12 protein-coding genes are annotated in these 12,631 nt (G+C 63.1%); 3 read left to right on the forward strand and 9 right to left on the reverse strand.

Features of this window, described 5'->3' with window-relative positions; all coding sequences use genetic code 11:
• Positions 1 to 32: 32 nt before the first annotated feature.
• Entirely contained in the window at positions 33 to 962 is a 930-nt protein-coding gene (locus J7E36_RS24845; RefSeq protein ID WP_215008948.1) for a LysR family transcriptional regulator, read from the reverse strand.
• 188 nt (positions 963 to 1,150) lie between these two features.
• On the opposite strand from J7E36_RS24845, the gene J7E36_RS24850 reads away from it, so the two are divergent.
• Positions 1,151 to 2,380, forward strand: coding sequence for an acyl-CoA dehydrogenase (locus J7E36_RS24850; RefSeq protein ID WP_123579802.1), 1,230 nt, complete (start codon positions 1,151 to 1,153; stop codon positions 2,378 to 2,380).
• A 141-nt stretch (positions 2,381 to 2,521) separates the two neighbouring features.
• On the opposite strand, the gene J7E36_RS24855 is transcribed toward J7E36_RS24850, so the two are convergent.
• The 8 genes from J7E36_RS24855 to J7E36_RS24890 all read right to left on the reverse strand — a co-directional run bounded on the left by J7E36_RS24855 (position 2,522) and on the right by J7E36_RS24890 (position 10,774).
• A complete protein-coding gene (locus J7E36_RS24855) occupies positions 2,522 to 3,391 on the reverse strand; it encodes an isocitrate lyase/PEP mutase family protein (protein WP_215008950.1) in 870 nt (289 codons plus the stop codon).
• Positions 3,392 to 3,532: 141 nt separating this feature from the next.
• On the reverse strand, positions 3,533 to 4,567 hold the full coding sequence (astA, locus tag J7E36_RS24860; protein WP_215008953.1) for an arginine N-succinyltransferase: 1,035 nt from the start codon (positions 4,565 to 4,567) through the stop codon (positions 3,533 to 3,535).
• A gap of 61 nt (positions 4,568 to 4,628) precedes the next feature.
• Positions 4,629 to 5,645, reverse strand: a complete 1,017-nt coding sequence (locus J7E36_RS24865) for an arginine N-succinyltransferase (RefSeq protein ID WP_215008955.1) — start codon at positions 5,643 to 5,645, stop codon at positions 4,629 to 4,631.
• A gap of 110 nt (positions 5,646 to 5,755) precedes the next feature.
• Positions 5,756 to 7,105, reverse strand: coding sequence for an APC family permease (locus J7E36_RS24870; RefSeq protein WP_215008957.1), 1,350 nt, complete (start codon positions 7,103 to 7,105; stop codon positions 5,756 to 5,758).
• An 82-nt stretch (positions 7,106 to 7,187) separates the two neighbouring features.
• On the reverse strand, positions 7,188 to 7,940 hold the full coding sequence (locus tag J7E36_RS24875; protein WP_215008959.1) for an N-formylglutamate amidohydrolase: 753 nt from the start codon (positions 7,938 to 7,940) through the stop codon (positions 7,188 to 7,190).
• Positions 7,924 to 9,276, reverse strand: coding sequence for a glutamine synthetase family protein (locus J7E36_RS24880; RefSeq protein WP_215008961.1), 1,353 nt, complete (start codon positions 9,274 to 9,276; stop codon positions 7,924 to 7,926). The genes J7E36_RS24875 and J7E36_RS24880 overlap by 17 nt, the downstream gene beginning before the upstream one ends.
• Entirely contained in the window at positions 9,273 to 9,917 is a 645-nt protein-coding gene (locus tag J7E36_RS24885; RefSeq protein WP_215008963.1) for an isochorismatase family cysteine hydrolase, read from the reverse strand. The genes J7E36_RS24880 and J7E36_RS24885 overlap by 4 nt, the downstream gene beginning before the upstream one ends.
• A gap of 2 nt (positions 9,918 to 9,919) precedes the next feature.
• Positions 9,920 to 10,774, reverse strand: coding sequence for a MurR/RpiR family transcriptional regulator (locus tag J7E36_RS24890; protein ID WP_215008965.1), 855 nt, complete (start codon positions 10,772 to 10,774; stop codon positions 9,920 to 9,922).
• A gap of 296 nt (positions 10,775 to 11,070) precedes the next feature.
• Here J7E36_RS24890 and J7E36_RS24895 point away from each other — a divergent pair, with 296 nt between their 5' ends.
• Together J7E36_RS24895 and cobF are read left to right on the forward strand one after the other, a co-directional pair.
• On the forward strand, positions 11,071 to 11,646 hold the full coding sequence (locus J7E36_RS24895; protein WP_215008967.1) for a histidine phosphatase family protein: 576 nt from the start codon (positions 11,071 to 11,073) through the stop codon (positions 11,644 to 11,646).
• Positions 11,643 to 12,404 carry a precorrin-6A synthase (deacetylating) gene (gene cobF, locus J7E36_RS24900; protein WP_215008969.1) on the forward strand — a complete coding sequence of 254 codons (762 nt, stop codon included), beginning with the start codon at positions 11,643 to 11,645 and terminating at the stop codon, positions 12,402 to 12,404. The genes J7E36_RS24895 and cobF overlap by 4 nt, the downstream gene beginning before the upstream one ends.
• Positions 12,405 to 12,631: the final 227 nt, after the last annotated feature.

Genomic DNA, 12,631 nt, shown 5'->3' on the forward strand with positions numbered 1-12,631 from the left:
CAGTTCAGGCTCGCTCCCACATTGTTAATTTTTTATACCTTGTCGAGCTTCTTCTCATGGGCCGTCACCTGCTGGCACAGCTCGATCATCTGCTCGCGCATCCAGCGGTTGGCCGGGTCCTGGTCGGTGCTTTCATGCCAATAGAGGTGGGTTTCGACCGGTGGCACATCGTTTACCGGCAGCGAGAACGCGTGCAGATCGTGACGACGGGCAAAGCGCTCGGGCACGGTCATGACCATGTCGGTCTGTTGCAAGACCTGGGAGGCCATCAGGTAATGCTGGGAGCGCAGGGCGATCTTGCGCTGGATGCCCATCTTGCCCAGGGCCAGGTCGACATAGCCGAGCCCGTTGCGGCGGCTGGAAATATGCACGTGGGTCTGGGCCAGGTAATCATCGAGGCTGATCTTTTCCTTGCCCGCCAGCGGGTGGCCCTTGCGCATGGCGCACACGTAGCGGTCCTCCATCAATTTGACGTGGCGCACCTGCGGGTCGGTGTTGAGCGGCGCGTCGACGGCGAAGTCGAGGCGCCCGGCGGCCAGTTCCTTGGTGGTTTCGCGGCGCTTGGACAGGAAGCTCTCGATCGCCACGGTCGGCGCCAGGCGGCGCAGGCGCTGGAACAGCGGGGGCAGGATCACGCCTTCGGTGAGGTCGGTCATGCTGATGCGATACGTCTTGACCGCCTGCAACGGATTGAAGATCCGGCTTTCCTGTACCGACACCCGCAGCAGCGACAAGGCGTTGCGCACCGGGCCGATGATGTTCTGCGCCATCGGCGTGGGCACCATCCCCTGGGCGGTGCGCACGAACAGCGGGTCGTTGAAGGTTTCGCGCAAACGCGCCAGGGCATTGGACACGGCAGGCTGAGTGATGCCGACAATCTGGCCCGCGCGGGTCAGGTTGGCTTCGGTGTAGATCGCATCGAAGACGATGAAAAGGTTCAGGTCGACCTTGCTCAGATTCATGGCGCTGCACTCTTGTATTCGGGCGGGTTCTTGGACTTGTTGTAGGTGCCGGTGACGTTGTGAATCAGTGAAACATATATCGGTGATGAATGTTAATACACGCCGAGAATAGGTTAGGTAAATTTTCGTAGCTGAACTAGCATCGATTTCATGACCTGAAATCAACCTCTGCCAAGAAGGTGCTGTCCATGGATTTTGCCTATACCCCCAAGGTTCAGGAGCTGCGTGAACGCGTCACGGCGTTCATGGATGCCTACGTCTATCCGGCTGAAGCGGTGTTCGAACGACAAGTGGCCGAAGGCGACCGCTGGCAACCCACGGCGATCATGGAAGAGCTCAAGGCCAAGGCCAAGGCCGAGGGACTGTGGAATCTGTTTCTGCCTGAGTCCGAGCTGGGCGCCGGCCTGACCAACCTGGAGTACGCGCCGCTGGCAGAGATCATGGGTCGCTCGCTGCTGGGGCCGGAGCCGTTCAACTGCTCGGCACCGGACACCGGCAACATGGAAGTACTGGTGCGCTACGCCAATGAAGAGCAAAAACAACGCTGGCTCGCGCCGCTGTTGCGCGGCGAGATCCGTTCGGCCTTCGCCATGACCGAGCCGGACGTGGCCTCGTCGGACGCCACCAACATGGCAGCCCGTGCCGAGCGCGACGGTGACCAGTGGGTAATCAACGGCAAGAAATGGTGGACCTCCGGTGCCTGCGACCCGCGCTGCAAGATCCTTGTCTTCATGGGGCTGAGCAACCCCGATGCTCCGCGCCACGCCCAGCACTCGATGATCCTGGTGCCGGTGGATACCCCAGGGGTAAAAATCGTACGGCCGCTGCCGGTGTTCGGCTACGACGATGCGCCACACGGCCATGCCGAAGTGCTGTTCGACAACGTGCGGGTGCCGTACGAAAACGTCCTGCTAGGTGAAGGACGCGGCTTTGAGATCGCCCAGGGGCGTCTCGGCCCAGGCCGCATTCACCACTGCATGCGTTCGATCGGCATGGCCGAGCGTGCATTGGAGTTGATGTGCAAACGCGCCGTCAGCCGCACGGCGTTCGGCCAGCCGCTGGCCCGCCTGGGCGGCAACGTCGACAAGATCGCCGACTCACGGATGGAAATCGACATGGCGCGCCTGCTGACACTGAAAGCGGCGTACATGATGGACACGGTAGGCAATAAAGTGGCGAAGAGCGAAATCGCCCAGATCAAGGTGGTCGCGCCGAACGTGGCCCTGAAGGTCATCGACCGGGCGATCCAGATTCACGGTGGGGCGGGGGTTTCCAACGATTTCCCGTTGGCCTACATGTACGCCATGCAACGCACCCTGCGTCTGGCCGACGGCCCGGATGAAGTCCATCGCGCTGCCATTGGCAAGTTCGAGATCGGCAAGTACGTGCCCAAGGAGATGCTGCGTAGCGGGCGCTGAGTACTCGACTCATCCTGCTGACGCCATCGCGAGCAGGCTCGCTCCCACAGGTTTTTCGGGTGACTGCGCAATCGGCGGTCATCCAAAGGCCTTTGTGGGAGCGAGCCTGCTCGCGATGGCGTCTTCGAATCCTGCGCTAGCTCACTCCTTGACGCTCATGTACTCCTCGGCCCAGCGGATGTATTCCTCAGGCTGGGTGTAGGTGTGGGTCAGTTCGGTGGCGCTGAGGTCCGAGGCCTGGGTGAAGATCTGCCGCTGTTCACGCAGGCTGTCGTAGGTGGCCTTGATGGCGGCGAAGTAGGCGCCGTGGCCGTCGATGGTGATGCGTACGCCCAGTTCTGCCAGGCGCTTGTCGTCGCGCAGCAGCGGGTTGCCATAGGTGACGAGCATCAACGGCACCGTCAGGTTTTCGCTGATTTTCTCCAGGTGCTCGAAGTCTTGCACGCCCACCATGCAAATCCCGTCCGCCCCGGCTCGCTCGTACTGTTGGGTGCGGCTGATGATTTCCTGGACCGGCAAGATCCCGGCGTTGGTGCGGGCGATGATTGCCATTTCCGGATCGACCCGCGCCTCCAGCGCTGCACGAATCTTGCCGACGCCTTCAGCAACGCCGATCAGGTCGGTGGACTTGCGGCCAAACTGGGCCGGCAGCAAGGTGTCTTCGATGGTCAGCGCGGCTACGCCGGCGCGTTCCAACTCGATGATGGTGCGCATCACGTTCAGGGCGTTGCCGTAGCCATGGTCGGCGTCGGCGATCACCGGCAGTTGAGCCACGCGACCGATGCGGGTGGCCTGCTCGGCAAACTCGCTGAGGGTGATCAAGGCAAAGTCCGGGGCGCCCAGCACCTGCAATGACGCGACCGAGCCGCCCAGGATCCCCACTTCAAAACCCAGGTCGGCGGCGATCCGTGCCGACATCGGGTCGAATACCGACGCGGTGTGGTAGCAGGTGTCGCCAGCCAGCAGTTGGCGGAAGTTGCGGCGCAAATCTTGATGGGAGAGCCTGGACATATGAGTTCCACCATTGGAATGGAACGGCTTGAGCAAAAGTGTCAACGCCGAAAGAGCCAAAGGCTATCACGTGGCACGCATAAAGATGATGACGAATGCGCATGGGCCATGCTCGCCGCGCATCGATTCGGCCCGCGAAGGTTACGCCGCCACGGCCTGTTGCCCCTGCTTGAGTAGCGTCACCGCGCGCACCGTGTCGCCCGGTTGCACTTGCAGACGCTTGGCGGTGAGGCGGTCGACCAGCAGGCTGTGCCCATGCTGATGCGCTCGGCCGCTGGTGACGCGGCAGTTTTCCAGGCGCCGGTTATGGATCAGCCACACCGGGGCCTGGTCGTCCGGTACGCCGACGGTCAAGGTCAACGACTGGCTGTCGCGGACGGTGCGGACCCTCGAAACTGGCGCTTCGATGACCGGGCCCGCATCAAAGATGTCGATATAGCCTTTATGGCTGAAGCCCTCGGCATTGAGAATCCTCATGGCCGGCTCGGTGTTCGGGTGAGCCTTGCCGATCACGGCCTGGGCCTGTTCGGTGAGCAGGCAGGTGTACAGCGGTTGCCGGGGCATCAGCTCGGCGATGAACGATTTGTTGCCCATGCCGGACAACTGGTCGGCGTAGCTGAAATCTTTCTTGAAAAAGTGTCGGCCCAGGCTGTCCCAGAACGGCGAACAGCCGTGCTCGTCGGCATGGCCGCGCAGTTCGGCGATCAGTTTTTCACCGAATAGTTGGGAAAATTCGGCCACGAACAGCAACCGCGCCAGCGACAGCAGGCGTCCATTGTGGCCGTGGCGCTGCTCGGGGTGCAGGAACAGCGAGCAGATTTCTGATTGCCCGGTCATTTCGTTGTTGAGGAACAGCGTCGGAATCTGCCGCTGGATACCCAACTCCGGCGCAGAACTGACGGTCATCCCGACCCGATAGTTGTACCAGGGCTCGCGCAGTCCCACCGCACCGGTCAGGGCGCTGATGCCCACCACCTGGCGATCGTCGTCTTCGAGCACGAACAGGTAATCGGCATCGGCCCGTTCGACTTGCCCGGCAAAGGTGCGCTGGGCCCAGCGCACACGGTGTGCCAGGCGCTCTTCGTTGTCCGGCAGGCTGGTGAAGCCGGGGCCCGCGCAACGGGCCAGGTCGAGCAGCGCGGGCAGGTCGGTGAGGGCGACCGGGCGGACGATCATGATGCAGCTCCTTCGGCGGGTCGGTCCAAGCGCCGATACAGGAGGCGGGATCGAGCGAGTTTCATAAGGCTACCACCCGGATCCGTCCGCCTTGCGCGACGCCCAGCGCGGCCAGCAGGACCGGTGGCAGATCCACGGGGCCTTCGGCGGGAACGTCCAGCTCGGCGACGATGGCCCGGTAGTCGCCAAGGCCTTCATTGCTCACAAGGTAACGGCCCCGCGTATCGGTCTGCGGGCGCTGCCGGACAGTGGCGACACGGCTTTGCGTGATGGAGCGGATGTTCGCGACACGCGCATGCAGCGTTGGCCCGCCGTCGAAGAGGTCGACGTAGCTGTTGGTTTCAAAACCCTCGCGTTCGAGGATGTCGAACGCTTCCTGGCCGTCGGGATGCACCTGGCCGATACAGGCCTGGGCTGCTGGCGGCAGCATCGGCACATAGATCGGGTACTGCGGCATCAGTTCGGCAAGAAAGGTCCGGCTCTGCAAGCCGCACAAGCGTTCGGCCTCGACGTAGGGCAAGTCGAAGAAGTGCTGGCCGATGGCGTCCCAGAACGGCGATTGGCCGTCCTCGCTGCTGAAACCGACGATTTCGGTGATCACCGTTTCGGCAAAGCGCTGGGGGTGCGCGGCGATAAACATCAGTCGGGCCCGGGACAGCAGCTCCGATTCCGGCGTCCGCACCCGCTCGGCGTCGATATGGAAGCCGCGCAGCAGCGTCTGGCCGTTGAGGTCCTGGCACAGCGACAGCGCAGGCACCCCATGCTGGATGTTCAGTTCCCGGGATTCGCTGGAAAACGGCCGGTTGCGCAGGCTGTAGAACGGCTCGTTGCACCCGGTGCTGGAGAGCACTTCCGAGCAGCCCACCAGGCGCCCGGTGTCCAAGTCCTGCAGGACGAAGAAATAACTCTCGCCGCCAGGCTGCTGCACATCGGCCTCGAACGAGGCGCACGAGTCGAGGATTTTCTCCCGCAGGCGCTCGGCGTCGTCTGGCAGCGATGTGACGCCCACCAGGCTTTCCCGGGCCAACCGCTGCAGCTGCGGCAGATCGCGAAGTTGAACTGGACGTAAAGCCAGCATGGATTGCACTCCTGTTCCAGAGAGCCCGGTGACAGGCACCGGGCTTGACGATCACTGTCGATGTCCACGCGTTGTCACCACGGCCGGTCGATTCCTTCGACTGCCGAATCTCATTGGCCGGCCGGATCGGGCAGGGCGGTGCGCCCGCCGAATCTGTTCAGCGCGCACAGGTAGACCACGCCGACGGCAATCCAGATAAGGCCGAGCTTTTGCGCCTCCACGCCCATGTTGTACAGGATGGCCGCGACGATCGCGAAGCCGACCAGCGGGCAGATCAGATGGCGGATCAGTTGGCCGGATTGCTGCCGGCGCCAGTAGTGATTGATCACCGTGATGTGCAGCAGCAGGAAGCCGCTCAGGGCGCCGAAATTGACCAGGGAGGTCAGGGTGTCCACGGCGTCGATGAACAGGTAGCAGATCAGCAGTGAAAGCAGCGCGACCAGGTAAATGCTCACGTACGGGGTGTTGTGCTTCGGGTGCACCCTGGCCAGCACCTTGGGCAACTGGCCGTCCCGGGCCATGCCGAACAACAGCCGCGACACGGCGGCTTGCGAGGTGATCGCCACGGCCACGCCCCAGGCCAGTGCCGTGGCAACGGCGGTCAAGGTGGCCAGCCAGCTGCCGGCCGCCAGTTCGGCGATCTCGTAGAACGCGGTGTCGGCAGACTTGAAGCCCATGCCGGCCGCCAGGTCCGTCGCGATCCAGGTCTGCACCACGAAAATCGCGCCCATCACCAGCAAGGTCACCAGCGCCGCCTTGCCGATGCTGTGGCCCGGATCGTTCTTGATTTCTTCGGCCAGGGTGGAAATCGCGTCGAAGCCGAGGAACGACAACACGGCGATCGACACCGCTTGCATCAGCAGGGCGAAGTTGAAGTGTTCCGGGCTGTATAGCGGCGCCAGGGTCAACTGGCCGTTACCGGCACCGCCGTGCAAGGCATTCCAGGCATAGAACAGGAAGATCCCCAGCACCACCAACTGGGCCAGTAGAAAGAGCATGTTCATCCGCGCGGTGAAGGTAATGCCCCGCAGGTTGACGAAGGTCGCGCTCAGCAGAAACGCCAGGATGAAACCAACCTTGGGGATGTCCGGGTACAAATGATTCAGCGCCATGGCCGCGTAGACATACAGCAGTGGCGGAATCAGCAGGTAGTCGAGCAGCATCAGCCAGCCGGCGATGAAGCCGACGTGCGGGTTAAGCCCCCGTTGCGCGTAGGAATAGACCGAGCCCGCCACCGGAAAGGCCCGGGCCATGCTGCCGTAGCTCAATGCCGTGAACAGCATCGCCACCATGCCGATGATGTACGCCAGTGGCACCATCCCCGGCGCCTCGGTGTTCACGTAGCCATACACACCGAACGGTGCAATGGGGATCATGAAAATCATCCCGTACACCACCAGGTCGGTCAGCGACAGGCTGCGTTTCAACTCCTGTTTGTAGCCAAATGCCTCAATACTCATGAGCCGTTCTCCTTTTCAGCTGTGTGTGGGATTGCTCTTGTCTTTACTTGCCGCTTGCCGCTTAAAACTGATCGCTGTTTTCCTACAGCAGCGGCGCCAGGTACGCACTCCAGGTCCGTACCGCTTCGGGGCTGCGCAGCAGGTCGTTGCGCACTTCGATCAACACCGAGTCCAGGCCGCGGCCATCGCCGTGCACCGGGACGGTCATGTCGCTCAACGGGTTGATCTTGTAAGGCTGGTTGCCGGCCACCCGCAGGGAATGCCGGGCCAGCCCGTCGACGATGCGCTGGGCATAGTCCCGGGCTTCACCGAACAGCACGCCTGCTTCCAGCGCGCGCGGTTGGCCGTAGAACACCGGGGTGAAACTGTGGATACCCACCACCCGCACCGGCCGGTTGTCGGCCAGGCGGCGGTCGATCAGCGCCCGCAAGCGATCGTGAAAGGGCTGGTACAGGCACTGCTGGCGGTACAAGCGGGTGGCTTCGTCGAGGGATTGGTTACCCGGGACCTGGTAGATCTCGCTTTGCAGCGGGATGCTGTCCGCCACGTGAAGCGGGCGGTTCAGGTCGATCAGCAGCCGTGAATAGCGCGCCGACAGCAAGGTCGCCCCCAGGGTTTCGGACAAGCGTTCGGCCAGGGCCAGGGCGCCGATGTCCCAGGCGATGTGTTCCCGGGAGGCGGTTTCATCCAGGCCCAGGTCGTTCAGCGCCGCGGGAATGAACCGGCTGGCGTGTTCGCACACCAGCAGCAACGGGTGCTCGGACTCCTCCCTCAGCAACCGAAAGGCCGGCTCGGTGTAGAGCCCCGATTCCGCACATTCAATAGATTCGCGCATAGTGTTCACAACGCTCGGCGGGTGACAACGCCTGGGTCAAGGCCAGCTCCTGGGCCTTCAAGGCGAGGTAGGTTTCGACCAGCGGGCCGGGCAGGGCTTCGAGCAGCGCCCCGCTGTGACGCAGGCATTGCAGTGCCTGGGCCAGGGTCGTTGGCAGGGCGATAATGCCACGTTCGCGGCGGTGTGTTTCATCCAGCTCATCGGGTATTTCATCGGTCACGGCGTTCAGCACAAGGCGCTCCTCGATGCCCAGCCGCCCGGCGATCAACAGCGCCGCCATTGCCAGGTGCGGCGAGGCGGAGCCGTCCATGGCGCGGAACTCCAGGTTGTACTGGGTCGCTACCGGCTTGCCACCCAGGCTCACTGTCGGGCAGATCCGCAGCGCCGCTTCGCGGTTGCGCTGTCCGAGGCAGGCGTAGGACGCGCTCCAGTGATGGGGTTGCAAGCGTTCGTAGGACACCGGGGTCGGCGCGGTCAAGGCGCACAGCGCCGGCAGGTAGTGCAACACGCCGGCGGCCCAATGCTGGCCGAGGCTGGACAAACCGTTGCTGCTGGCCACGTCGTGCAACACGGGATCGCCGCGCAGGTCCTGCAGGCTCAGGTGCAGATGCACGCCGTTGCACACGGCAGTTGCCGAGGTCTTGGGCGCGAAGCTGACGTCCAGGTCCATCTGCCGGGCAATCTCGCGGGTGATTTCCCGCACATTGACCGCGCGATCAGCAGCGGCCACGCCCAGGGTCGGGCGGCAGGTGATTTCGTATTGATGCTGGCCGTATTCGGGCAGGAACATTTCCGGCTCGACGCCGCCAGCGCGCAGGGCACTGAGCAACCATCCGGCGAACCCGGCCTGCTGGCGCTGGGCCTGGAGGCTGAAGGCCAGGCGATCGGGTAGGGCCGGCGTGGTCTTGAGGCTGAACTCATGCTCGAACGCGGCGAAGATCTGCAAGCCCAGCTCGGTGCGATAACGCTCGACCTCGTCATGCAACAGCGTGCGCGGGCAGGCGCCCCACGGCCGGCCGTCGGTTTCGCGCACGTCGCAATGGATGAAGTCCAGGACCGGCGCCTCGGGGTCAGGCCCATTGTTGATGGTCACCCGGCTCGACAGGTCTGGCACCAGCCGCAAGTCGCCATAGGCGCCCCACGGGTTGCCCGACGCGATTATGTCCTGGGGCGTCAGCGCGCTGTTGGCCGGCACCCAGCCACACCCGGCGGTGACGTAGTGAGGCAGCTCATCGCTGGGAAACGAGCGCCCGCGGGTCACACCGATCAGGTCGGTGCTCACCAGCGTCGTCACCGGCAACGGGGACAGGCGCGCCGCCGTATCGAGGCGGCTCATGGCTGCAGCTCCAGCAAGCGACCGAGCACCGTGTCGGTGTCGGTGATCCAGCAATAGCCCTTGATGGCATTCAGGCATGCCAGGTGCCGTTGTTCGGTGTAGGTGGCACAGGCGTCTTCTACCAGGGTGACCAGGTAGCCGCGGTCGGCGGCGTCCCGCACCGCCATGTCGACGCATTGGTCGGTGACGATACCGGCGATGATCAGGTGACGGGTTTCAAGATTGCGCAGCACGTAGTCGATGTTGGTGGAATTGAACACCCCGGAGGACGTCTTCGGCAGCACGATCTCGTTTTCCAACGGCGCCAGCTCGGCGATGATCTGCGCTTCGGGACTGCCCTTGGGCAGGTGCATGTCCGACAGTTTGTGATCCAGGGAACGGTCGCGGCCATCGGCGGTGAGGCTTTCGATGTGGGTGTGCAACACGTTGTGCTGCGCTGCGCGCATCGCAGCGAGCAGGCGCTGCTGGTTGGGAATCACCTGCTGGCGGGCGCGGCGGATGAAGTAGTCGGCCTCGGGGCTGTGCAGATGGGCATCGAACTGGGGTTCCAGCCAGGCGCGTTGCATGTCCACCAGCAGCAAGGCCGTGTGGTTTCGGGCGAATGGCAGATCCCGGGGCGAGCGGTGGGGGAGCGAGAACATCCTTATTTTTCCTCCAACAGGTGCGTGTTGAATTCCGTGCGCAAGGCATCGATACCATCCAGGCGTTCGGCCAGGTCAGGACATTGCAGCGTCAGGCAAGCGACCAGTGCCTCGACCTGAGCCAGTGCCGGTACCAGGCTGTCGAACGCCGAGACCGACTCCACTGGCGCGCTGATGATCAGGTCGGCCAGTTCGCGCAAGGGCGAAGCGTAGACGTCGCTGAACAGCACGACCCGGGCGTGTCGCTCCTTGGCGGCGCTCGCCACCCGCAGGGCCTGGGCTTGGTAGCGCCGATAATCGAAGATCAGCACCACGTCCTGGCGCTGTACGTCGAACAGTCGGTCGGGCAATTGGGCGTTGTCCTCCAGGGCAAAACAGCCGGCGCGCAGCAGGCGCAGGTGAGTGAGCAGGTAGTCGGCGAGGAAACGGCTGAAGCGCCCGCCGAAACAATGCACTTGATGGCGGCTGTCCAGCAGCCACTGCACGAGGATGCGTACGTCTTCCGGCTGGGTCAGGGCCTGGGTGTCGTTGAGGTTGCGTTGGCTGACCGCCAGGTACTGGCTCCAGGTATCGCCTTGCTGCAATTTGGCCCGCGGTTGCAACAGGGTACGGGGGGAGCGCAGGCGATGATCCATGTCACTGAGCAGCGCCTCCTGGAATTCGGCATAGCCGCCAAAGCCGAGTTTTTTCACCAGCCGCACGATGGTCGGATCGCTGACACCGGCGTGGTCCGCCAGGCGCGACATCGGCCCCAGGCCGTTACGCGGGTAGTGATCAAGCAGGGCACGTACGACCTTGCGTTCCGACGGCGTCAATATCAGGCCGGGATCGGTGATCAGGTCTCTGAGAGGCGGCATCCGTGCTCCTTGCGAGGATGGTGTTGGATTTCTTTCATAACTCCTGAAAATAGTATTTATGTAGCTGGTGCTACATGTCCAGCGCTTTTTACGTTACGTTTAAAATGGTCGAAGTTGGTGCGAAACCCCTGTAGGACATGGCTTTGAGTGGCTTGAACCGATATGTCAGTCAATGCTTCAAGTTGTGTAGGAAATTGCGCCGTTTTGTCTCGGTTATTTGATTTCGTATAAGGTGCTGTACAAATAAAAGCTGAATATCCCGGCCAAGACCTTTTTTGATTGTATGAGACCTCAGTGTGCAAGCCACTCGTTTGACCCTGATCTGCCACGCCCGCACCGTCGCCCAGAAGCAGGCGCGCTTTAGCCTGGATGAGTCGGTGGAGGCCGATTGGTTGGCGCAGCGTCCAGGCGTCGCCGATCAGTACCGGGACGCCCGGCAACTGCTCTGCGGACCGGAACTGCGCGCCCGCCAGACCGCCGCGTTGTTTGGCGACGAACCCCAGGTGATCCAGGCCCTGGCCGATTGCGACGTTGGGCGCTGGCGCGGTTTGTCCATCGACCAGTTGCTCAAGACCGAAGGGCAATCCTTGCAAACCTGGCTCGACGATCCTGACGCGGCGCCCCATGGCGGCGAGTCTGTTACCGGTTTGTGCCGCCGTGTCGGCGACTGGCTGGCGAGTCTGCAGGCCCAGCCGGGACATTGGCTGGCCGTCACCCATCCTTTTGTGATTCGCGCGGCGCTGGTCCAGGCCTTGGGCTGTCCCGCGGCCTTCAACCGGATCGACATCGAGCCGCTGTCCGCCGTCGAGCTGCGCTTCAACGGTGTGTGGCGATTGCGCACCCAGGGCCCCGGCCGGGGGGCGTCGTTATGAAGCAATTGTCGGTGATCGGCATGGGGGCCGGCGATCCGGACCACCTGACGATGCAGGCGGTGAAGGCCCTGAATCGGGTGGACGTGGTCTTTCTCATGGACAAGGGCCCGGCCAAGGACACGCTGTTGGACCTGCGCCGGGACATCTGCCAACGCTACATCACCGATCATCCTTACCGTTTTGTCGAAACCGACAGCCCCGAACGTCAACGCGGCGAGCTGGATTACGCGGCCAGCGTCGAGGACCTTAATCGCGCGAAACAGGCGACCTTCGAACGGTTGATCAATGACGAATTGTCCGACGGGGAGCGCGGTGGTTTCCTGGTGTGGGGCGATCCATCGTTGTACGACAGCACCGTGCGCATCCTGCAGGCGATTCTCGACGCGGGTCGCTGTGCCTTCGAGTTCGAGGTGATCCCCGGAATCAGCAGTGTCCAGGCCCTCGCGGCCCGGCACAAAGTCCCGCTGAACAGCATCGGCGGTGCATTGGAAATCACCACCGGACGGCGCTTGGCGGCCGGGCACGTGAGTGACGCGGCCAATGTGGTGGTAATGCTGGATGCCGAGGATGCGTATCGGCAGGTGAGTGATCCGGATACGCGGATTTACTGGGGGGCCTATGTCGGGATGCCGGATGAAATCCTGATCAGCGGCCGGTTGGGGGATGTAGCCGATGAGATCGAAAGCACCCGCAGGGCCGCGCGGCAGGCGAATGGGTGGATCATGGATACCTATTTGCTGCGCAGGCCAGTCAGTTAAGGCTCAAACGGCGAAGACCCGTGGGAGCATAGCTTGCTCGCGATTGCGACGGACCTATCGCGAGCAAGCTAGGCTCCCACAGGTCTTGTCTTGACTGGCAGGTATTGAGGCAAGACTCGCAACGTGCAGCCAGCCGGTTTCCCCCCCGCCCAAACTGTCCCAGTTACCCCGGCGGCTCACGCCCACCCCCGCTCGGAAGCCCGCCGCGAAAGCTTTCACCCAAAGAA

The sequence above is a fragment of the Pseudomonas fluorescens genome, assembly GCF_018614775.1.
Classification (GTDB): domain Bacteria; phylum Pseudomonadota; class Gammaproteobacteria; order Pseudomonadales; family Pseudomonadaceae; genus Aquipseudomonas; species Aquipseudomonas fluorescens_BY.

Bases quoted from the DNA above. Each gene is read 5' to 3' on its own strand.
- J7E36_RS24845 (WP_215008948.1), bottom strand. From the start codon at position 962: ATGAATCTGAGCAAGGTCGACCTGAACCTTTTCATCGTCTTCGATGCG.
- J7E36_RS24850 (WP_123579802.1), top strand. From the start codon at position 1,151: ATGGATTTTGCCTATACCCCCAAGGTTCAGGAGCTGCGTGAACGCGTC.
- J7E36_RS24855 (WP_215008950.1), bottom strand. From the start codon at position 3,391: ATGTCCAGGCTCTCCCATCAAGATTTGCGCCGCAACTTCCGCCAACTG.
- astA (WP_215008953.1), bottom strand. From the start codon at position 4,567: ATGATCGTCCGCCCGGTCGCCCTCACCGACCTGCCCGCGCTGCTCGAC.
- J7E36_RS24865 (WP_215008955.1), bottom strand. From the start codon at position 5,645: ATGCTGGCTTTACGTCCAGTTCAACTTCGCGATCTGCCGCAGCTGCAG.
- J7E36_RS24870 (WP_215008957.1), bottom strand. From the start codon at position 7,105: ATGAGTATTGAGGCATTTGGCTACAAACAGGAGTTGAAACGCAGCCTG.
- J7E36_RS24875 (WP_215008959.1), bottom strand. From the start codon at position 7,940: ATGCGCGAATCTATTGAATGTGCGGAATCGGGGCTCTACACCGAGCCG.
- J7E36_RS24880 (WP_215008961.1), bottom strand. From the start codon at position 9,276: ATGAGCCGCCTCGATACGGCGGCGCGCCTGTCCCCGTTGCCGGTGACG.
- J7E36_RS24885 (WP_215008963.1), bottom strand. From the start codon at position 9,917: ATGTTCTCGCTCCCCCACCGCTCGCCCCGGGATCTGCCATTCGCCCGA.
- J7E36_RS24890 (WP_215008965.1), bottom strand. From the start codon at position 10,774: ATGCCGCCTCTCAGAGACCTGATCACCGATCCCGGCCTGATATTGACG.
- cobF (WP_215008969.1), top strand. From the start codon at position 11,643: ATGAAGCAATTGTCGGTGATCGGCATGGGGGCCGGCGATCCGGACCAC.